Here is a 21080-nt window from a genome sequence, read left to right as displayed (position 1 = left end):
GAGAAATAAGTACGCCCACGTGGAGTGGGCGCTGCTAGTGTTCGGTTGATGTGACGATTATGGCATTAAATCTTGAACCATGGGCAAATTCACATTTCCACGCAGTGCCACAAGTGGTGTGAGCATGTCCCGCGAACCTGTGGCCAAATATTGCGGATGGTAGCCATAGACCAGCAGCCCAAGGCTTTCGCCCGACCCCAACCGTTCAGCCACCCCGGTCAATTCCACATGGCGCTTGCCAAAACCACGAATGGCGGTGACTTGGTCGTCGATCAAGCGCCAGGCACCATTTCGGTTCACCCCCAGCCCGACAAACAGCATGGGGTCGCAGCCGGGCTCAAGACCTGCCAGACCAATGGGCGACATGGCGGTGGCCGAATAAATCTGGTTACACAAGGGGTTCATGACCATGTCCAAAGGTGGCGCGATGTCCAACACTGCAGTGGGAATGCCCGCCACCGTGTCAAACCCTGCGGGCAGCTCGATGGGCAACACCGCTGGTGCAAAGGGGTAGCGCAAAATGCCCGTGGCAGCACTGGTGAGCAAATTCAATGGATCAGCACCTGGGGTGAAATCGACTTGAACTGTTTGAACCTTCGATTGAATGTCCATTCCCTTCGCGGCAGGCGCCAGTTTGCCGATCATGGTGCTTTCATCAACCCAAATGGCCGAATTGGCAGAGGCCGCGCCCAGCCCTACGTCATCGTTCAGGCTGAGACACACTTTGCCTTTGTTTGCAGCCAACAGATCAAATGCGTTGGATGCATCGGCGACCTTGATGGTTGCCACCTCCGCAGTGGTGAACAATTTTTGAGTCAGAAATGCAAATTGCGCGTCCTGAATATCCAGTTCGCCGCAGGCAAAAGGGCCGGCAGGCTTCTGAAACTCGATTTCGTTCAAACCGAGTTGCGCGCCCTGCCCCAAAACATCCCCAAGCCCCGGCACCGCAGTGGGAGAAAGGGGCACGATGTGTCCGCTTTGGTGGGTCAGCAAACGCACGTCAGATTTCTCGCCCTTGCTGTTTTCGAGCGACCGATAACAGGTGAAGTTGTGCCAGGCGTTGTTAAAGTTGAACAGGGTGTCGCGAAAGCCCTGGGTGAACAGAATATCCACAGGCTCGGGTTTTTTTGGAGCCAAACCGGGTACTACTTCACTTTGCAGGAAGGTTTGTGCACCAGGTGTTTCAGCGTCGCACCAGTAACTGGGACTGTGATACCGGAAAAACTCCAGCGCACCGTCCGGAAAGCGATTGGCCGTGGCACCCCGCAGCAGGGTTTCACGAATCAACAGGTCTTGCCCGCTGCTTTGCAGTGCCGTGGGGTCGCCCGCCTGTAACTTGGGGCCCAGGGACCCCGCTTCACCACCCGCCACCAGCAACAGGGCCCAGCCCGATTTCACCGTGCCAACGGGTTTAATGTGATCTTCAGCGGGTTGGAAGTCCTTGATGCCGTAAGGGGCACCAGGGTTCAAGCTGTAGCGCAGGTCGTTCCAGGCAATGTCGGGCGTTAGCGCGTCCAGCCGCTTCAAGGGGTCGATGTTGTGAATCAACATTTGGTAACCACCGCCATAGCTGCCGCCTGTGGCGCCCGCGACCATATTGAATTGACGTTGCCCCACGGGCTTGTTGCTGCTGTAGCGCAGCCAGTCGAGCTTGGCCTCGGCCCAGTCCAGAATTTGCAGAAGGTCTTGCCCTTCGAAGTCTGGGTCCAGCACCCGTACGGTTCCGCCGCTTTCACCAAAGCCGCGCTGGTCGATGCTGATTACACCAGCACCGCTGTCGACAAGCCGCTTGAGCAAACCGCCGGGGGCCTGTTCACGCGCGCCGCCATAACCATGACCATGCAGCACAACCGGGTTGCCTTTTTCACAGTTGAAAGTGGCAGGCTCGAATACGGAAAAAGCAATGGTGTGCCCGCTGGCCGATTGCAGGTTGACACTGTACACACCACCACCCGCGCGGGGCTGCTGCGCATTGGTGCTACACGCTGGGGCGTTGAATTCGCGTGGGGTTTTGGCGTAATCGGGGTTGGCGGCATTGGCCAATAAGGTGAGGGGTGGCGGGTCCACAACCTCGTTGGGATTGGTCGGGTTGCCGGGACCTGCCGTGGACAGGGGGTCGTCGCTGCTGTTACAGGCAGAAAGACCGACCAAGGCCGAACAAACAAAGGCTGCGCCAAGCAGCCTACGTGCGCTTACGGGCAATACATTCATCAATATGTCTCCTGCCATCTCCGCCCGTTGACACGGGTCAGGTGGTTTTTTGATATCTACCTGTGTTACCGGCAGATGACAGGACTTGGATGGCGCGAAGTGTCGGCTTGCCGACAAAGCCGCCATGCACAGCGGGTTTTACAGTTGGTGGTAGGTTCTGTACCAGGCTACGAATTCGCCAATACCTTGAGCAATGCTGGTGTTGGGCCGAAACTGGGTGGCCTGCACCAAGGCGGACACATCGGCACAACTTTGACTTTTTTCCAGAATGGGGCCGGTGATGTATTCCTTCACTGCGGTTTTTTCCAGCGCGTGTTCCAAGGCGGCAATCAGTTCTTCAATGGACACTGGCAAGCTGTTGCCAATATTCAAAATGCGCCAAGGTGCGTCGCTCGTGGCCTGATCTGGGGCTTCCACCAGCCACACCGGGTTTGGCTCGGCCGGGGTGTCACTTGCGCGCAGTATGGCTTCAACCAGGTCGGTGATGTAGGTGTAGTCGCGGGTGTTGCGCCCGTCGTTGTAAATCTGGATGGGTTTGCCCTCAAGAATACGCTTGGTGAATGCAAACAGCACCGAATCGGGCCGCCCCCATGGGCCATAGGCCGAAAAAAAGCGCAGCCCCGTGGTGGGCAGCTTGAACAGGTGGCTGTAGGAATGCGCCATCAATTCACAGGCGCGCTGGGTGGCTGCATCCAGCCGCTGGGGGTGGTTGGCGCTGTCGCGTTCACTCATTGGCTTTTGAAAGCCCGCACCATACACGGCGTGGCTGCTGGCGTAAGTCAAATGGTGAATCTTGAAGTGGCGGCAGGCCTCAAGCAGGGACACAAAGCTGTTGATGTTGTTTTGTACACATTCCGCAGGTTTGTCGTGCGACAAAAATTTGTCGGTTTGGCCAGCCAGGTGAATGACCCGCTGCACCTTGTAGGTTTCAAGGCATTCATGCAGTTCTTTGCTGTCGCTGAGGTCGGCGCGCACCGTGTGGTATTTCGAACCGGTCGCCTTGGCAATTTCATCCAGCATGACCAACCGCTCCCGCTTCAAACGCGTGTCGTAGTGGCTGTTCAGTGAATCAAAACCAATAACCTTGTCGCCCCGCTCAAGCAGGGCTTTGGCGGTGTGAAAGCCGATGAAACCGGCATGCCCGGTGACCAGCACGGTCTGCTTCTGGCGTGCCTGTTTGACCAGGCTGGGAACAACTGCGGCCAATTCAGCCAACTCAGTTTGCAACTCTACGATATTCGGTGCTGCTTCTTTAAGTTGGTCAGGGCCCGGGAGAGCCTCCATTTTAATTCCCATCAAGACTCCGGCAATTGTTGGCGCGAAGCTAGCGTGTCTGGAATCTGAAAACTTGTCAATCGCTTCAAGCCAATCCGCTTTGCCCGATCCGTTATCCCATCTTGATCCAACTGGCCTTGATCGACTTGCCAGCCGCAATCGCTTTCACGGTGTTGCCTTCCGCCACCAGTTCAATACCTTCACTGGCCACCGGCACAATTTTGGCCTGGCCGGCATTCACAATCACCGTGGCCGTGGCGTAGCTGCCATCGAGTGCGCTGGTGTTCACGGTGTAATGCCCGTCTGCCGTGGCAGCAAACAACAGGGCTGGCAAACCAACCCCTGCATACACCTGGGCGCTGCCGGTGTTCATTTCCTCGGCACGCACCGTGCGGGCCTGGGCGGAATTCACCAGCAGGCTGTCTACTTCCAGCGCCTTGATTTTTGCCATTTCAGCCATCAAGCGTTCACTGTACAACGTGCCAACACTGGCCTGCTGAGCGGTGAAATTGCTGGCCTTCAGGTTGGGGGCGTTCACCACCAGGGTTTGGCCATCGTCAGCACGGCTGAAGGTGTCAGACCACTGCGCCTGCAACACGGCGATCAGGCTGCCGTGTTCGGTGGTGCGTGCGTCCAGCAAAACCGTGACTTCTTCAAGCGTGTCAATGCGCTGTGTGTTGGCAGTAATCGCCACTGCATTTTTTGCAATGTCGGCGATGTTTTTGTCGATGGCTGTTTGCAGGTTGTCCATTCGGTCAACGGCCTGGATTTTCCAGCTTTCAAGTGCTTCGATTTTTCCTTCCGCTGTGCCCATGCGGTCAGTCAGGGTGGTGATGTTCTCAGTGTTGGTTTTCACCTGTTTGTCCAAGGCAGTCACCTGGGTACTCAATTGTCCCACTGCGCTAGCAGCGATTGCACCCAAGGCACCATAATCCACGGCCATCAAGCCTTGCCCGTCATACGACACGGCATGCGGAAACAGGGTGGCCACTTCTTGTGCGATGACACCGTAACGAATTTGCCCTGTGGGGTCGCTGTTGAAGCGGTAGTGGTAAGCATTGAGTTGTTGCAACTGGCTGAGCAGGTTGCCGCTGTCAAGCTGGGTGATGCTGTTTTTCAATCGACGGTCAGATGACGTGTTGAACGCCGTGGCTTTAATGGAGCCAGTGACCTGAAGCTTGTTGCCACTGGCGTCGTTGCCGGTGGCACCGATGACCACGGTGTCGCTGGCGCGGCCCAACACCACGGTGTTGCTGGTTGACACCTGTGCGTAAGCACCAATTGCGGTTGCAAAGTTCAAAGTGTTGAAACCTGACGCAGGGCCGGAATACGCGCCCAGAAAACTGTTGTCGCTGCCCGATGTGAGGTAGTACGCAACGTCACGTGACGCGGATTCGCTACCAATGGCCGTGTTGCGACTGCCCGAGGTCAGAAAATTCAGAGCAAAACTGCCCAAGGCTGTGTTTTCAGCGCCATCAGTTAGCCGCTCTATCGAATCATAACCAATCGCGGTGTTTTCAAAACCTTCTGGATTTGCATAAAGCGCGTAATGTCCAACTGCCACATTCATGTTGCCGGTGGTGTTGAAAGCCATCGCATCGTCGCCCAAAGCAGTGTTGGAACTGCCGGTGGAGTTGTAAAACATGGCATGACGACCAACCGCGGTATTGCTGGACCCGGAAAAATTGTCCTGCAGGGCGTGGTAACCCACAGCAGTGTTTTGAGAGCCTGTTTCATTCCAGTGCATGGCGTAATTGCCCAAAGCCGTATTGAACGCACCGGTGGAATTGTATTCCAGCACATGCTCACCCACGGCCACGTTGCCACCGTCGCCACTTTGTGCAGCGGCCAAGGCTTCAAATCCGATCGCGAAGTTGATGTCACCGACACCACCATCGTAGTTGCCTACCCTAAGACGGGAAACAGTCAGCGTACCTGCGTGATAGGCATGGCCATTTGAATCGAAGGCGTGACGCACATTGCCATCTGTGGTGGCAATTTGAAAACGGTCGCCCTCGCCTCCAAAATTCTGAGCGGAATCATCACCCATGGTCAATTGAAGAATTGAGTTGTTCACTGAGGAATTGATACGGCCCAGCGATATGGTGTCAGTTTCTTCAAAGTCAGCACCGAACATGATTCGCGAGCCCAGGGTGCTGCCCGAACCGGATTGAGCCAACACAAAATTGCCGGTGGCACCAATGGAGCCTGTCACCTGCAACTTATTGCCTGACAAGGCGCCGCTTGAAGCCGTACCTGTGGCACCAATCACCGTGTTGTGGCTGGGGCGGCCCAACACCACCGTGTTGTCAGTGGCCACCTGTGCGTAAGCGCCCACAGCGGTTGCAAAATTCAGGATGCTGACACCCGACGAAGGTCCAGAATAGGCACCCAGGAAAGTATTGTCGCTGCCGGATGTGAGCATCCGGGCGGCATCGCGTGAACCGGCTTCGGCTCCCAATGCAACATTGCGGCTGCCTGTGGTCAGCCCATCCATTGAGTACCGTCCCAATATGGTGTTTTCCGAGCCGCTCGACAAGCCAGAAGTTGAATTGTAACCAACCGCCACGTTGCCTTCCCCGCCCCCATTGTTGTACAGCGCGTATCGGCCTACTGCCACATTTTCAAAGCCCGTGGAGTTGTTGAACATGGCTGAATCACCCAACAACGAATTGCTGTGGCCTGTGGTGTTGTGGCCCAGGCCAAAGTTGCCCAGCACCACGTTGTAGGAACCTTGAGTGCTGAATTGCATGGCGTAGTAGCCCATTGCCACGTTGTAGTCGCCTGTCAGGTTGGAATACAACGCGCGGTAGCCAACCACCGAATTACGTGAGCCTGTGGTATTGGCGACCAGTGCACTGTAGCCCACTGCGGTGTTTCGCGCACCTGTCTGGTTGGCGCTAAGCGCATAGATCCCCAAGCCCGTGTTGTAATGGCCTGTGGTGTTGTTTTGCAGAACTTGTTGCCCCACCGCAAGGTTGCCGCCATTGCCGCTTTGAGCGGCCGACAGTGTGTTGTAACCAATCCCGATATTGGTGTGAGTGACGCCGCCTGCATTACTGCCAATGTTCATTCGCTCCGTTTGCAGAACACCAGCATTCAATGTTCCACTGATTCCGGCATTGCCGGTGACCTGCAACAGGTTGCCACTGCCATCGTCGCCAGTTGCACCAATCACGGTTTTGTCAGTGGTGCGCCCCAGCACAATCGTGTTGTCTGTGGACACTTCGGCATAGGCACCAATTGCAGTGCCGAAGTTCAGCGTGTTCACACCCGCAGCTGGGCCGGTGTAAGCGCCCAGAAATGTGTTGTCGCTGCCAAAGCTCAAGGTGCGTGAACCATCGCGTTCGCCTGCTTCATTGCCAATGGCGACGTTGCGGCTACCCGACTGAAGGTTTTCCAACGCGTCGTAACCGATACCGATGTTGCTGGAGCCGCTGTTCAAAAACTTCAGGGATTCGAAGCCGAAGGCCAGGTTACCCGCACCGGCGGTGTTGGTGAACAAGGCGTCCTGGCCAATCGCAATGTTTTCCCAGCCTGTGATGTTGTTGCGCAAGGCGCTGTTGCCCATGGCCACGTTGCTAAAACCCGTGGTGTTAAACAGCAAGGCACTTTCGCCCACTGCGGTGTTGTAATAACCAGAGGAATTGGTTCCCAGCGCTGCGAAACCCACTGCTGTGTTTTCGATACCCGTGGTGTTGACATGCATGGCGTAAGAACCCAGGGCCGTGTTGCGTGCACCGGAGGTATTGGATTCCATGACATGAATACCCAAAGCCACGTTGCCACCGCTTCCACTTTGCGCACTGAGCATGGCACCTGGGCCGATGATGATGTTGGGTTCAGCAACACCGGTGTAATTGGCTATGTCCAGACGCCCGGTAGAAAGCGAACCCACGCCAAGGTTACCTGCGTGGTATGCATTGCCGTTTGAATCGAAGTAGTGCCCAACAAAACCGTTGGTGAGGGCAATTTGAAAACGGTCGCCGTTACCGCCGAAACTATCAACCTCGTTATCACCCAAGGTCAATTGAAGAATTGAGTTGTCATTGGAAGCATTGATTCGCCCCAGGGATATTGGATCGGTCTGTTCATTCACACCACCAAACCTGATTTTTGATCCAAGCGTGCTGCCGCTTCCCGATGCAGTCAAGACGAGGTCGCCACTAACCCCTGCATTTCCTGTGACTTGCAAAAGGTTATCGCTGCCATCGGCGCCGGTAGCACCAATCACCGTTCTGTCGGTGACGCGCCCCAGCACAATGGTGTTGTCAGTTGACACCCGTGACGACGCGCCAATCGCTGTTGCAAAATTCAGGCTGCCCGATTCGGGGGCTGAACTGGTTCCCAGAAAGGTGTTGTTACTGCCATCTTGATTGTCAAAACCAGCGTGCCGGCCAAGCGCCACATTGCGCGTACCGGTGCTATTTCGCCACAGGGCTTCAAGACCAATTGCAGTATTCTCAAAGCCAGTTGTATTGGACATCATGGTGTGTTTGCCCACGGCCACGTTTTCATAACCCGAGGTGTTGTTATACAACGCGGCTTCACCCAACGCACTGTTGTTGTAGCCGTTGATGTTGCTGATCATTGAAGCGCGGCCAACAGATGTATTCAAATCACCGGTCAGGTTGTTGTACAAGGCACCATCACCCACTGCCGTGTTGTTGGAACCTGAAATGTTGAAGCGTAGGGACGATGTTCCCAAGGCGGTGTTCAAGCTGCCTGTGGTGTTGTCACGCAAAGCACTGTGGCCCACCGCCACGTTCAAGACACCCGTCAGGTTGGCATTCAACGCACCCTCACCAATCGCCGTGTTTTTGTCACCCGTGGTGTTGGCCGCCAACGCACCGATACCCACTGCGGTATTGGCACCCACCCCGCTGGTGGCGGCTGCCATGGCCCCAAGACCGATGACCAGATTCGGCGTGGTTACTCCACCCGATGAATCAGACAAATAGAGCCGACGGGCACTGATGTCCCCGGAAAAAATGGCACTGGGTGCAGCAAGGGCACCATTCAACATCATGCCGGCGAAGGTGGGTGTGCTGGTGGTGGCAATAGTTTGTGGCAGGCTGAGCACCACGTCGCCATTGCTGCCACTTGCAATGATCTGGTCTGCTGTACCGGTAATGCTCAACACTCCGGTGTTGGAAATCGTGATGCTGCCTGCACCATTCAGTACACCAATGCCGTCGCCTGCGGTAATTGCGCCCAGTGCAAAACCGGCACCAGTACCAATCAACAAGCTACCCTGCGCTGCGGCACTGCCATCAACCCCTGTACCACCAAAAGCGGCGCCCAAAATACCACTGTTGATGTTGCCGGCATTCAGATCGCTCAAACCGCTGCCGCTTCCTGTGAATGTGGCAGCTGTAACACCGTTGGTGAATGTGGCAGAATCGCCAGCAAGGGCACCAGTGATGGTTGCAGATGCCGCCTGAAAATCAGCCACAGTCACCTTGCCTGCAGTGTAAGCCAGAGCGCCTGCGCCATTGGCCACAGAATCATCTGCAAACTTGCTGCCATCCACAGGAACCCAGATGCCACCCAGATAGCTGTACAACTTGTTGTTCTCGGCCACAAGCCGCACATCACCTTCTTCTGCAGGCGTGGCCTGTAACTCAACAACCGTACCCACCGCACTTTTGAACTGTTTGGATGAGGCTTGCGCAGGCGCAGTGACTTGCACAAAGTCGTCGCCCTGCCCGGCGCCTGTTGCCTGCACATTGGCACAGGTGGTTTCCATGGTGCCATTCAAACCGGGTGAGATTACCGCGTAGGCCAACGGATTGGGAACACCGGAACCCGCAAGGTGATTGGCATCGGAACTGGCCGACGCGTTGTCCCAGGCACAGTAACCCAAGGGGCGACCTGCACCGTCGCGCCGTGGCAGGTTCACAGTGCCGGGTACTGAACCCATGTCGGCCGGGAAACCGCTTGGACGAAGACCCATGGCAGGTGCGCGCAAAAAGCCATTCACTTCCTGAACGTGACCCTGCATGCCCTGACTGACCTGAGCGACAGTATTTTTCAAGGTAAATTGCCGAATCAGTTGGGTGGCTGTGAACGCGGCTGCATTCTCGCCGGAACGCCCTGCAGCAGGGCCAACCAAGGCAGCACCCAAGCTGAATGCGACCAGAAAGGGCAGTGCCCTTCTGACTGCGAGAACCAATGCCCTGTGTTTGAAATACACAGGCTTTTGTTGTGTGTGGTTCTTGGTCATGTTGTCCCCTAGTTCAATACCGTGAATACCAATTCATCGTCGTCGACCATCGCCGTGCCCGGAAATTGCCTTAGTAAACGCGCACGTATTGCCGGTGCGCCATCCGCCACACGTGGTGCAAGACGCAGGCGTATACCACCTGCGTCGGTGTGTTCATAAATCCATTCATCAAAATCGGGTGGGCTGACAGGCAATGGAATGCCGTCTGGCATGGCTGAAAGGCCTTGCAAACCGATTGGGGCACCGGGGCAGGCCACTGCCGAGATCACGGCCTGGTTGTCCACTGTGGCTGGGGCCGGGAAGGCGTGACGCGCATCAAACTGGCCGTGGTCGCCGTCAGGATACACAGCGCCACACAGCATGATTTTTCCGGTGAGTACGTCGAGCTGAATTGTGACTTCGTCCACCGCGTCCTGTACCGCCTTGCCTTGCTGGCTGGCCGAATTCAAACGCCCATACGCAGCACCCACAATGGCCAGCAGGCCAATGCCGTACAAAATGTAGGAGGCGATAAAACCGCCTTGTTGCTGAATGCGACGCCAAGTCACCATGATCTTCACCTTCGGTTTTTGCACGGATTGCTGTGCATACCGGTATTACGGTGAGAATTAATCAGCGCAAGATCCCTTGCTTTGGTGAGAAAGGGGTAAAACGGGGAAGTCTAGAGGCGTAAAAAAGCCCACTGGGTAGTGGGCTTTGAATGCGGAAAAGTACGATCAATTTTCCTGCACTGCTTTGAAGTACACCCACTTGGAGTCGGCGGTACTTACACAACCTTCTGGCCAGCCAGCGATGTCCGCAACCCCAGAGATGCCACCATCTGTACCACCTATCCAATCATCCAGATCAGCGGTTGAGGCATAAATGGTCGGGCTGCCATACAGCAAGGTGTTTACGCGACCACACACGTCTTCGCGCAACCCAGGCAAGATCACCATCGGATCTGCGCTACCTGTAGCCAAGCCACTTCCAATAGTGGCTTTGTTGAGGTACCAGTGACCCGCAACCAAGGTATCAGGCGCCTTGATGTCGATGTCTTCGTCAGTGTTAAATGCAGAACTTGGCATGATTTGCGGTGAAGCATAACGGGCCACTGGATCGAACAAGCCTTGAGGCCCAGTGTTTGAAAAAGTCATAGCGCCGATTGATGATGATCCAAAATCACTGGAGTAACGCGCCACGCCATCGCGCAAATCACTGGCTTGTTTCAAAATGACCGAGGCATTGACCTTGGCTTGCTCGGTATCTGTTTGCGAGGTTGGGCTTCGGTTGGCCAGGGCAAAGCCACCCAGCACGGCAGTCATCAATGCGATGCCGAACAACAGCGCTGCCTGAATGAAACCTGCCTGGCGTGCAGGGCGGAAACCCGCATTTTTCTTGAATGTGTATTTCATGATGATCTCCTCGTGTATTGCGCAATTCAGGCCATGTTTATCAACCCAACTCGACTTTGGCTTGCCGTCGGGCTTGCTCAAGTTCGCTGTTGAATTTTTCCAAAGCAAGGGCCTGAACAATGTCTTGCTTCAATTCGTCCCGGGTGGGCTTTTTCAACTGCTTCATGTCTTCAATTTTCAGAACCAACAATCCGTTTCGCAAATTCAACACCTCGCTGAACTCGCCCTTTTTCATCCTCGATACCACGCGGCCCAGGTTGTAGGGCAAGGCTTGCGCCACCGCATAGCCATCACCCTGCTCGATCAGGGGTTTCAGCTGATCCAGTGCATCTTTTTCACCTTTCTTGAGCTTGGCCAAGGTGTCTTGAATATCAGCCTGGTTGTTGCTCAGGTAGTAGCTGACTTTCCATTGCTGAAAGTTCTGATCCAACACATTGGTGTCGTAGTACGCCGTAATTTCCTGTTCTGTCACCGCCTTGCGCAATTCATCCAGGCGCTTGGTGGTGTACAGGGTCGCAAGCACTTCACGCTCTGCGGCACGCAGAGCAGCCTTGGCTTCATCCACGTACATTTCCCGGCCACGTTCAGCGGCCACCACTTTGTTGATGTAGCGGTCAATCACAATGGCGCGGTCTACCCCGGATTGCAGCAGACCGCCCAACTCCATTTCGGTGATTTTCATGCCGTTGATGGTGGCCACTTGCCTGTCGCCTTGCACCGACGAGCCCGCGGCTGCAAAAGCATTGCCCACAGGTGACACTGCGGTAGATTGACTGGATGGCCCGGAGAAGGCTGTCCAGCCTGCCCACGACACCACGCCAAATAAACCGAGGGCTGCCACTGCCAGGGTGATTTTTTTCTTCATGAACTGAGGCGCATTGTGCACAACGGTTTCACCAGCAGGCTTGTCTTGAAATTCACTCATTGTCTTGTCCCCTCAATTTGACCTCGACCTTTTCTGTCATGCCCTTGACCAGCGCCACAGAAGCCTTGCCTGCGCAGCCTGCGAGACAAATTTCCTCGGCATGCCAAACCACATCTTTTGAAACACCTTGCACACTGTTCAATACGTACATGAACTCGGCGTACTGGGCTGCATTGGCAATTTCAATCCGTATGCCATCTCGTTCTGCAAGAACCTGGACATCCGGACTGAGCCTGCCCAAGACACGTGCGTAGTCGCTGTAAACAGCTTTTCCGACAGGTACCTTTTTCAGGCTGAACTCGGGAAGCTCCTGGCCTTTCTTTTCAACTTCGGCGGCACGCAACAGGTCATTCACTGAAAACACGGCAAGAATGACCATGATCACCGCACACATCATCGTGAACACGGGTGCCAGGCCCAGCAAACGACTGGCCTCGGTTACCCACAACGCAGTGTTGTTCTTCAGATCAAATTTCACTTCGCAGGCTCCTTCTTGCCTTGTTTACGGACAGTGAGTAACCCTTCCATATCCCTTAGATCGGTGACCACGTCGCGACCCAACGAATCGAGGTAGTCCTGGCTCACCCAACTGGGCAGGATCAATTCAAAACTCTCAGACTCTTCACCATTCATTTGATACTTTTCGATCCACCCGCCGGAACGCACCACGGTGGCTGAAACTTTCTGAATGCGTGAAATTTGCCGGGCCAATGGTTGTTGCACACTCAACTTGGTGAGGGTTGCGTTCAAATCATTTTCAACGGCACGTGCATTCAGCCCCTTGGCAGTCTGGTTCGAGGTGTAGGCGCTTGCCCCCTGCGCGCCAATGAACACCAACGAGGCAAACAACAACACACCAATCGATGACTTCATCAGTACGGCACTGAAACGCTCGGTGATACCTTGTATGGCTTGCGGAATACTAGTCAGTGGCTTGCCACCCTTGTGCTCAATTTCAACAATCTGGAGGTCCAGGCCAATCAGGTAGTCTTTCAACACGTCCTGGTCGTTGCACAACAAGCGAACACTGCCGCCTTCAATGACCAGGGCGGCTGCGTAATCTGAGCCTTTGAGCAGGTAAATGGCATCACCCACATGCAAAGGGCCATCGGGTAGCACATCCACGAAGGGCAATGAAAAGCCTGGCGCTGAGCTGAGGCACTGGCTTTCAACAGCAAAGTAATACACATGCCCTGCACGCTCTACCAGATACGCGTGCAAGCGGTGGGTGCCCAGTATGGCGTAGGCCTGATTCATCACAACCTTTTGTGCACTGCCGGTGCCCACGGGTAAACGTCCGGCGATGAGGTTGGAATAGATGTGTTTTAGATTGATCGATTCCATGGTTCAGCCCCCTGACAACACCACTTCGTTTTGCAGATAAACAACCGCAAGACTGAACAGCACCGCAATGCCGGAATAGACCAGCGATGCAACAAAAGCAATAATCGCGAAGCGGCGGGCTGCACTGTTGGCCTTGTCTTCCCGGGTTTGGGAGATGGAGGCCAAACATTCCGCCAGTTGCGACTGGTCTTTGTGCGCACGAATCAAAAGTCGTTCGCTGCTGTCCAGCAGCGGGTGGTTAAAAGCCACTGCGGGTTGTTCGCCAATTTCACTTCGGTCATTGATGGCCTGCCAGAACCGAGTCACGGTGGGCGTGATGGTCCCCTTGCGTGCAATCTGCACTGCATTCAAAAACGCCACGCCGCCTGTCAGCAAGGAGCCCAGAACGCGCGTGGTGGCGGCCATGCCGGAACTGATCAGGAGTTCACCAATCACCGGTACTTTTTCAAGAATACCGAATGCCTGGGTACGTGTTTTCGGATCGGGCGACAACACCAGCATGGTGAAGTACAACAGGATCAGGAAAAACACGAAAGAAAAAACCAGCAGGCCGTTGTTGACCCATTCAGCCAGCAACAAAGAGTTCTGATACTGCTCCACTTTCAATGGGTCTTCACTGACCAGCGGTGTGCCTTTGAGTTGCTCAATCAAACCAAAACGCATGCCCACGACGGTGGACACAGCCATGATCAAATCCAGCGCAGTCCAGGCCACTGCACCAAACATCAGTTTTAAAGTGGCTGAACCTTTTTCATAAAAACTGACCGCAGTTTCAAGTGACTGGCTAAGCTGCCCGGCTGCTTCACCCGCACTCAACACCGCCAGGGTGGAATCGTCAAACCAGTTCAGCAATTCCACGGCGGGTACGAATCCAAAACCTTGGCGCAAGGCATTCAGGGCTTGATTCAGAACCAGCCGAGGCTCGCCGAGTTCACCCAGAATGACCTGTTCCAGCGACTTTTCCGGCGACAGGCCGGAACGCACATTGAAGGCCAACGCCTGAAGAAACTTCTGCTTGTAACTGCGACTGACCTTGGAGCCAAACAGGCGCGACAATCGCCCCTTGGCCTTCAGCTCGAACACATCGAGCACCACACCTCCCCGGTCGATGACCTGCTGAATGGCTTCGCGTTTGCGCGATGCAGTGATCACAAGCTGGTGGCGAAAATAGCCGCTGAGCCGGTCATCCGGACGTGCTGTGGCGTCCAGCATTTGCGGGGCCAGGTATTCCACCCGGAAATTTGAAATGGACATGTTTAATCCCCCGCCACACCAAGCAGTTGCATGACACTGGCCCAATCCACCATGCCTTGGTCCATCAAGGTTTGCAGGGTTTGAAGTCGGCTGGTGTACACCACGCCATTCTCGGGATTCAGATCAATGGGCAACTCAAGATTGTGGCTTTTGAATGCGCGCACAAAGCGACCGCGCATGGCTTCATCTGGCGGCACGTGCATGGTTTCATGGGCGGCCACACGCCCGGAATAACCCAGCCCTGCGCAACGTGTACAGCCCACGATTTGCCTTGCCCCTGCCCGCGGTTGAACCAGCCCGCCAGCCAGGCGCAAGGCCTGCGATTGGGCATTTTCAAGTGCTTTTGGGGGCATGGGTTTGGCACAGGCGCACAGCCTGCGAACCAGGCGCTGGTGAATGACCACGCGCAAGAAGTGCGCAAGCAGAAATTCGGAATCCGCCCGGTGTGCCGGGTCGATCATGGACAGAAAACGTTCGCTGACCTGCAGCACACTGTTGGCGTGAATGGTGGAAATTACCAAGTGTCCACTTTCAGCAAAAGCCAGCGCAGCTCTTGCGGAATCGGCATCGCGAATTTCACCGAAAATCAGGATGTCGGGGTCTTGCCGCAGAATCGATCGCTCCAGCTCAATCGCTTTTTGTTTGACCAGCGCCTGCAATTGAATTTGCTTGGCAAACGGCAAAATGTATTCGACCGGGTCTTCAACGGTAATCACATTCATGGCATCGCGGCGAAACCCGCAAGCCACGGTGTATTGCGTAGTGCTTTTCCCGGAACCGGTTGCACCGGATATAAACACAAGCCCGCCGGTTTTACCCGTCTGGTTGGTGATACTTCGGATCAACTCGGTCATTTTGGGCTGCCCCGGAAACAGCGCACCCAGGCTGGGCAGCAGCGACGCATCCAGCGCACGCAACACCACTGATTCACCATCCACCAAGGGTTGTGTTGAAATTCGAAAATCTACGATGCGGTCTTCGTGCTCCACGGTCAAGCGACCGTCTTGCGCGGTGCGGCTGTTGGAGGCGTCCATGCCGGCTTCAATCTTGATTCGCGCCACAAGCGACTGCATCAACAATTCAGGCAGCAAGTGGGTTTGCCGCATCACCGAATCCACACGGTAGGCAATCCATGCATCGGGGTCGGCTTTGCGGCTCAGGTGAATGTCACTGGCCCGCAGGGACAAGGCTTCTTTGAGCACGGCGTACACCAGGCTACGCAAACGCCCTGCTTCCAGCCCTTCGTGTTTCAGCACGGTGATCAGGCCATTGACGGAGCCCGACTGTTCAATACGCAGAAGAAGGTCGCAGACTTCCTGCCTGCTTGATGGCACAAACTTCAGTGCAGAAACAGGTGCCCGCAAAATTTGATGAATGCGTTCGCGTTGCGCAGGCTTTAGAGGCTGTGCACACCGCAAGGTCAAAACCCCTTTTGAAAACTCGGTGGGCACACACACAAAACGGCGACAAAATTCCAGTGGGAGAATGGTCTGCAAGGTGAAGTGATCACCGATGACATTGGAGTCGTCCTGAGACTCCTTGTCCACAAGGTCATCCAGGTTGATGAACCGGGACCTAAGCGCCAGACTTCCCAACTCTGCAGCGCGCCCTTCACCGCGCAGGTGGGTGTGTTGTTGGCGCAGCAAATTGAGCTGGTGGTCGTCCAGCCCGGCGTGCATCAAATCGGCTTCAAGTGATTTCATGACGTGCCTGCCTGTCAGTTGGGAAAGCCGGTACCAAAACCAGGCTGGTTAAAGCCCTGGTTTCCACCACCGCCACCAAAGCCGGACCCGAACCCGCCATTGCCACCTTGTTGCCCACCCAAGGTGCCCGAAGGCGAAAAGGTTTGGGTTTTCAATGCCGGCACCAAGTAATCAAACTTGTCGGTCTCCACCTTTTGAAGTTGAGACTCGGTGGGCACCTGCGGCAAGCCACCGGTACTCGATTCCAGTGCACCAAAAAACACGTTCACCCAAGTGCCCCGGTCGCTCAACCAATCCACCGTAATGTCTTGCCCGTTGACCTGGGCACGCAGTGAATATCCGCTAATGTTTTCAGTGCGGCCAACACGCAAGCGAAGCACACCGGAAGATCGAGAAATTGCACGCGCAACACTTGCTGCAGGGGCCTGCGTCTCGCCCCGGTTGTTGGCGGGTTGGGCCTGGGCAGCGGGTGTAAATTGCGGACTTGAAAAATCATTGTCCACTTTGCGCATCACAATTGCGCCCTGAAAATAGGCAGTCACTTGCATGTTGGCGAACAGGGCCTGAAGCGGCAAAGGCAACACCGGTGAATTCAAGGCCTGCTGCCGAATGTTCAGGTCTTCCTGGGTGATTCTGCGCTCGGCTTGCCTGCGCAATTCAGCGGAATCAGTGGCACCGGGTGCTGCACCATCCGCAGCACGGCCCGTCTCGCGGCCTGCCTCGCTATTCGGTGTTGTCGTGGCTGGTGTTGTATTGCCTGGCAGCAGGGCCGGACGAATCAGTGGGTTGGCAATGGTTTGTTGGCACAATGCAGCAGCACTCCAGCCTGTAAGAGCCAAGGCAAGAAGAGATACACGAACCAGTTTGAAAAAAGGCTGCATGGCGTGCTACTCCTGATGGGGAATCAGTTTGGAAATCATTTGGATCGGTGCAGGCAGAGAACCCAGGCTGGTGGACAGCTTTAACAGCCGCTGGCTAGCAGGTTTTTCAACAGCCAGGCTTGCAGGCTCGCGCAACGCCACTGGCTCAATGGAGACAGGTGTTTGAGGCTCAATGCGCCGCTTGATGGGCGGTGCGGCATCGGGCTCCTTACTGACCGAACTTGGCCCTGTAGAAGGAGCTGGTGCCTGCGCCGCGGGTTGGTCAAGCCGGGCGACTTCGCCAAACGTCAGAAGACGGGGTCGAATGGTCACGACCAGCTCGGTTTGCTTGGTGCTTTCCGTGCGGCTTCGGGTACCCAGTCCGCTTTGAAAATCATCTTGCGCCCTTGAAACGGTAATGCCCCCCAGCAAGATCGTGTCACCAGGGCGGCAACGCACCTGTGTTTTCAGTTCACGGTCAGCCACTTCGGGCAAATTCAAGTCCACACCCAGCGCAGTGAAACGCTTCAGTGCCAACAATTCTGTGATTGAAATATTGATACGGGTGTAAATGGTTGAATCGTGTGCCTCGCCGGTGAGCGACACTTCAAGGCCTGTACGCAGGTTCTGCGTGTCGGCGGTAGACTGCGCAACCCCGTTGACAATCTGCGACCCCACGCGCGACACAAAGGTGGTGGACTGCCCCACACGAATATTGCCGTTGGTGCCATTCATCAAACCAATTTTTGGCTGGCTGAGTGTTTTGACATCGCCTTGGGATTTCAAAAAATCAATCAGAAAATTGGTGGAAAAATTTTCACCAAAAATCAGGGTTTCAATACCCGACGCAGTTCGCGTCATTTGCGTGACCCGGTCTGCCGTGCTGGCTGCACCCACAATGCCGGAATCGGGTGCAGTGTTAATGCCCCCGCCTGCCTTGTACAACTCCCAACGCACGCCCATGTTGCTGGTGTCATTCAAATCGACCTGCAACACATTCATGTCATACACAATCAATGAACGCGTGGAGCGCGCGCGCTCCAGGTAGTTCTGAATGTCGCTGAGCGCACGGCGATTGGCGCGAAACACCAAGGACCGGTTGATGCGATCCAGGTACACGTCACGCGCGCCCAGGTATTGCATGGTGTTGGTAATGCCCGCCATGCTGTCCTCATTCAGCACAGGAGGCATGGTCACCACAAACTGCTGTTCAGGCATGATCCTCAATACACCTGACTCGGTCACTGTCCAGAAAAATCCCATGATCTCGCCAAGCTTGTTCATCACCTGCGGCAAACTGCCACTCAGGTTGTTCAGCGTAACCACACCATACCGGGACGCTGCATCCGCCCCACCCTCAAAACTCAGTGGCATGTTCGTGCTTGCAAAAATCAGCTGCAACACATCGAACAGGCCGCGTTCGGTCACCGACAGGTTCTCTACCATTCGGTTGGGCAGTTCACCTTCCGAGATCTGGGGGCGAACCCAGAACGTGTCAGACGGCAAACGTTCAATCGGCAAAGTGACCTGTGGTGCAGCCTGATTGGCACCCGTTATTTCGGGGGCCTTCAATTTGGCGCGAAACTCATCTTCCTGACCGAAAGGCCTCAATGACGAGCATGCGACTGCGCCCAGGGCAACAGCCACGTAAACACCAATTTTGCTCACCGTGAATACGGTGTTTAATGCGGTGTCGGGTTTCATCCTTTTGCTCATCCTTTACTAATCAGTACAATTGAGTATCCAGACGCAGCGTGGGTTAAACATCCCTCTAAGGAGTCACCTCAACCACACCACCTTTCCGCGGGATGCAAAGGGTTAACCGGAATTCAAGGAGAATTTCATGACATTAAATTGGATCAGAAAATCCGCATTTGCTTGCTGGATCGGGCTGTCTTTCGCAGGCACCACATTCGCCCAAACGGCAATGCCTGTCACTCGCATGCAGACCCAGGACATCACGTCCAAGGTGGTGTATCACATCGATTCGGCAGACCAGCCCTTGAAGGCCTTGCGTAACATGCGCAACCACCTGGATGTGGCGCCGAAAACCAGCATCGTGGTGGTCACCCACGCCAACGGGGTAGACTTCCTGATGGAAGGGGCCAAACATGCGGAAACAGGCACGCTGTACGCCCCGCTGATCAGCGCACTGGCGGCGCGTGGCGTGGCCTTTGAAATTTGCGAGATCACCCTGAAAAACAGAAAACTGAGTACCGACCAGTTTGTGCTCGATGCCACATTCACGCCTTCTGGCGTGGTGCGTGTCACTGAACTGCAAAACCAGCAAGGCTTTGCATACATCAAACCCTGATTTCCACACACCATGAACCTGAATTCGACCAAGGCAGTTTCTCCCCTTACCGTGTTGTGGTGCGGGGCATTCATCATGACCATTTCACTGGGCATACGCCATTCATTTGGCCTGTTCCTTCAGCCCATGAGTTTGAGCAATGAATGGGGACGCGAAGTGTTTGCGTTCTCGATTGCCATGCAAAACCTGGTGTGGGGTGTGGCGCAGCCGTTTGTGGGACGAATGGCCGACCGCCTGGGCTCTGCCATCACCATGCTTCTAGGGGGTGCCTTGTACGCCGTTGGCCTGTTCCTGATGGCCACGGTTGAAAGCCCAGGCTTGCTGACCTTCAGCGCTGGCATTCTGATCGGCTTGGGTTTGAGTGGAACCACTTTCCCGGTGGTGTTCGGGGCGGTCAGCCGGGCCATGCCACCTGAGAAACGAAGCATGGCAATGGGTATTTCAATGGCGCTGGGTTCGCTAGGGCAGTTCGCCTTTTTGCCCGGTGGACTGTTCTTGATCAACCAGCTTGGCTGGTCATCTGCTTTGACGGTGCTGGCCTGTTTTGCGCTGCTTATTTTGCTGCTTGCCAAACCCCTGTTTGAGAAAAAATCAAGATCAGTCAGTTCAGAGGCCACTTCGACGATTGCTGCAGAAAAAGAGTTGGGCATGTGGGCCTCGTTAACTCAGGCTTTGCGCCACCGCGCTTTTCTGATGCTGAGCCTGGGCTACTTCGTTTGTGGCTTCCAAATTCTGTTCATCAGTGTGCACCTGCCCAGTTATCTTCAGGACAGCGGCATTCCCGCCAGCGCAGGCAGCACGGCACTGGCACTGATCGGCCTGTTCAACATTCTGGGCAGCTACCTCGCGGGGCTTTGGGGTGGACGCATGAGAAAGCCCATGCTGCTCAGCGGCATTTATGGCTTGCGGGGGCTGCTGATTGTCGCGTTTGTACTGGCCCCCTTGAGCACCTGGAGCGTGTACCTGTTCGCCGCCGGCATGGGTGTGCTTTGGTTGTCCACGGTGCCACTGACCACGGGTACCGTGTCAGCCATGTTCGGCGTGAAAAACCTGTCCATGCTGGGTGGGCTTGTGTTCATGTTCCATCAAATTGGCGCTTTCGTGGGTGGCTGGCTCGGTGGCCTGCTGTTTGATGCCACGGGCAGCTACCAGGTGGTGTGGTGGATTTGCGTGGCCTTGAGCGTGATCGCCGCTGCGGTAAACTGGCCCATTGAAGAAAAAAGTGCAGAAGCCAATGGACCAGCCACCCAGCCCGCGTGAAAACAACGATCGCCTGATGCCCCAGTGGGGCAAGGTGGCGCTTGTTGTGGTCGCCTTGCTCGTGATGCTGGGGTATGCAAGCCCGGACATGCGGGCAGTTTACGTGGCGGCGTGGGCGGCTTGCTTTTGAGGTTTGCTTGATTTGAGTGGCTTTGTTTGAGCGGTTTTGCTTGAGCGGTGGGTGCTGCAGTGCCCACCCCTCAATCGTGGAACACACTACAGTTGCTCCAGCACTCTCACACAACGGCCAATCACACAGCAGCCGCGCGAGCAACACTTCACAGCCCACGCCGGCAACAGTGTTTCTGAATGAT

At 55.4% G+C, this 21080-nt stretch carries 15 protein-coding genes; 3 read left to right on the top strand and 12 right to left on the bottom strand.

All coding sequences use genetic code 11. The features are described from left to right. Positions 1-57: 57 nt before the first annotated feature. The 12 genes from RGQ30_RS02125 to RGQ30_RS02070 all read right to left on the bottom strand — a co-directional run bounded on the left by RGQ30_RS02125 (position 58) and on the right by RGQ30_RS02070 (position 18896). Positions 58-2211, bottom strand: a complete 2154-nt coding sequence (locus RGQ30_RS02125; RefSeq protein WP_338284674.1) for a CocE/NonD family hydrolase — start codon at positions 2209-2211, stop codon at positions 58-60. A gap of 138 nt (positions 2212-2349) precedes the next feature. Continuing rightward, positions 2350-3495: an NAD-dependent epimerase/dehydratase family protein gene (locus RGQ30_RS02120; RefSeq protein WP_298219231.1), complete on the bottom strand. Its 1146-nt coding sequence runs from the start codon at positions 3493-3495 to the stop codon at positions 2350-2352. 103 nt (positions 3496-3598) lie between these two features. Then, positions 3599-9712, bottom strand: a complete 6114-nt coding sequence (locus RGQ30_RS02115) for a tail fiber domain-containing protein (protein WP_130558549.1) — start codon at positions 9710-9712, stop codon at positions 3599-3601. An 8-nt stretch (positions 9713-9720) separates the two neighbouring features. Further along, entirely contained in the window at positions 9721-10263 is a 543-nt protein-coding gene (locus tag RGQ30_RS02110; protein ID WP_130558550.1) for a hypothetical protein, read from the bottom strand. Positions 10264-10428: 165 nt separating this feature from the next. Continuing rightward, complete coding sequence (locus tag RGQ30_RS02105) at positions 10429-11106, bottom strand: hypothetical protein (RefSeq protein ID WP_130558551.1); 678 nt, start codon at positions 11104-11106, stop codon at positions 10429-10431. 40 nt (positions 11107-11146) lie between these two features. After that, positions 11147-12031, bottom strand: a complete 885-nt coding sequence (locus tag RGQ30_RS02100; protein WP_130558552.1) for a peptidylprolyl isomerase — start codon at positions 12029-12031, stop codon at positions 11147-11149. Continuing rightward, positions 12024-12509 (bottom strand): hypothetical protein, encoded by a 486-nt coding sequence (locus RGQ30_RS02095; RefSeq protein ID WP_130558553.1) that lies wholly within the window; start codon positions 12507-12509, stop codon positions 12024-12026. Before RGQ30_RS02095 ends, RGQ30_RS02100 begins: the two co-directional genes overlap by 8 nt. After that, positions 12506-13375, bottom strand: a complete 870-nt coding sequence (locus RGQ30_RS02090; protein WP_130558554.1) for a hypothetical protein — start codon at positions 13373-13375, stop codon at positions 12506-12508. The genes RGQ30_RS02095 and RGQ30_RS02090 overlap by 4 nt, the downstream gene beginning before the upstream one ends. 3 nt (positions 13376-13378) lie before the next feature. Then, positions 13379-14629, bottom strand: a complete 1251-nt coding sequence (locus RGQ30_RS02085; protein WP_130558555.1) for a type II secretion system F family protein — start codon at positions 14627-14629, stop codon at positions 13379-13381. A gap of 2 nt (positions 14630-14631) precedes the next feature. Continuing rightward, complete coding sequence (locus RGQ30_RS02080; protein WP_130558556.1) at positions 14632-16332, bottom strand: GspE/PulE family protein; 1701 nt, start codon at positions 16330-16332, stop codon at positions 14632-14634. A gap of 14 nt (positions 16333-16346) precedes the next feature. After that, positions 16347-17213 carry a hypothetical protein gene (locus RGQ30_RS02075; RefSeq protein ID WP_130558557.1) on the bottom strand — a complete coding sequence of 289 codons (867 nt, stop codon included), beginning with the start codon at positions 17211-17213 and terminating at the stop codon, positions 16347-16349. A gap of 6 nt (positions 17214-17219) precedes the next feature. Continuing rightward, on the bottom strand, positions 17220-18896 hold the full coding sequence (locus RGQ30_RS02070) for a type II secretion system protein GspD (protein WP_338284673.1): 1677 nt from the start codon (positions 18894-18896) through the stop codon (positions 17220-17222). Between the two features lie 139 nt (positions 18897-19035). Between RGQ30_RS02070 and RGQ30_RS02065 the strand changes: the two genes are divergently transcribed. The 3 genes from RGQ30_RS02065 to RGQ30_RS02055 are packed head-to-tail and all read left to right on the top strand — an operon-like array spanning position 19036 to position 20896. Further along, positions 19036-19506 carry a DsrE family protein gene (locus RGQ30_RS02065; RefSeq protein ID WP_420915154.1) on the top strand — a complete coding sequence of 157 codons (471 nt, stop codon included), beginning with the start codon at positions 19036-19038 and terminating at the stop codon, positions 19504-19506. 12 nt (positions 19507-19518) lie between these two features. Next, entirely contained in the window at positions 19519-20766 is a 1248-nt protein-coding gene (locus RGQ30_RS02060; protein ID WP_130558559.1) for an MFS transporter, read from the top strand. Further along, positions 20741-20896: a hypothetical protein gene (locus RGQ30_RS02055; RefSeq protein ID WP_298219252.1), complete on the top strand. Its 156-nt coding sequence runs from the start codon at positions 20741-20743 to the stop codon at positions 20894-20896. Before RGQ30_RS02060 ends, RGQ30_RS02055 begins: the two co-directional genes overlap by 26 nt. Positions 20897-21080 lie beyond the last annotated feature (184 nt).

The sequence above is a fragment of the Limnobacter thiooxidans genome (assembly GCF_036323495.1).
In the GTDB taxonomy this organism is placed as follows: Bacteria; Pseudomonadota; Gammaproteobacteria; order Burkholderiales; family Burkholderiaceae_B; genus Limnobacter; species Limnobacter thiooxidans.
Note: the sequence above shows the minus strand (reverse complement) of the source record. Positions and strands in the feature narration are given on the sequence as shown.

What these genes read in the sequence shown, in the direction of transcription:
- RGQ30_RS02125 (WP_338284674.1), bottom strand. Translation starts at nt 2,211, where the DNA reads ATGAATGTATTGCCCGTAAGCGCACGTAGGCTGCTTGGCGCAGCCTTT.
- RGQ30_RS02120 (WP_298219231.1), bottom strand. Translation starts at nt 3,495, where the DNA reads ATGGAGGCTCTCCCGGGCCCTGACCAACTTAAAGAAGCAGCACCGAAT.
- RGQ30_RS02115 (WP_130558549.1), bottom strand. Translation starts at nt 9,712, where the DNA reads ATGACCAAGAACCACACACAACAAAAGCCTGTGTATTTCAAACACAGG.
- RGQ30_RS02110 (WP_130558550.1), bottom strand. Translation starts at nt 10,263, where the DNA reads ATGGTGACTTGGCGTCGCATTCAGCAACAAGGCGGTTTTATCGCCTCC.
- RGQ30_RS02105 (WP_130558551.1), bottom strand. Translation starts at nt 11,106, where the DNA reads ATGAAATACACATTCAAGAAAAATGCGGGTTTCCGCCCTGCACGCCAG.
- RGQ30_RS02100 (WP_130558552.1), bottom strand. Translation starts at nt 12,031, where the DNA reads ATGAGTGAATTTCAAGACAAGCCTGCTGGTGAAACCGTTGTGCACAAT.
- RGQ30_RS02090 (WP_130558554.1), bottom strand. Translation starts at nt 13,375, where the DNA reads ATGGAATCGATCAATCTAAAACACATCTATTCCAACCTCATCGCCGGA.
- RGQ30_RS02085 (WP_130558555.1), bottom strand. Translation starts at nt 14,629, where the DNA reads ATGTCCATTTCAAATTTCCGGGTGGAATACCTGGCCCCGCAAATGCTG.
- RGQ30_RS02080 (WP_130558556.1), bottom strand. Translation starts at nt 16,332, where the DNA reads ATGAAATCACTTGAAGCCGATTTGATGCACGCCGGGCTGGACGACCAC.
- RGQ30_RS02075 (WP_130558557.1), bottom strand. Translation starts at nt 17,213, where the DNA reads ATGCAGCCTTTTTTCAAACTGGTTCGTGTATCTCTTCTTGCCTTGGCT.
- RGQ30_RS02070 (WP_338284673.1), bottom strand. Translation starts at nt 18,896, where the DNA reads ATGAAACCCGACACCGCATTAAACACCGTATTCACGGTGAGCAAAATT.
- RGQ30_RS02065 (WP_420915154.1), top strand. Translation starts at nt 19,036, where the DNA reads ATGACATTAAATTGGATCAGAAAATCCGCATTTGCTTGCTGGATCGGG.
- RGQ30_RS02060 (WP_130558559.1), top strand. Translation starts at nt 19,519, where the DNA reads ATGAACCTGAATTCGACCAAGGCAGTTTCTCCCCTTACCGTGTTGTGG.
- RGQ30_RS02055 (WP_298219252.1), top strand. Translation starts at nt 20,741, where the DNA reads ATGGACCAGCCACCCAGCCCGCGTGAAAACAACGATCGCCTGATGCCC.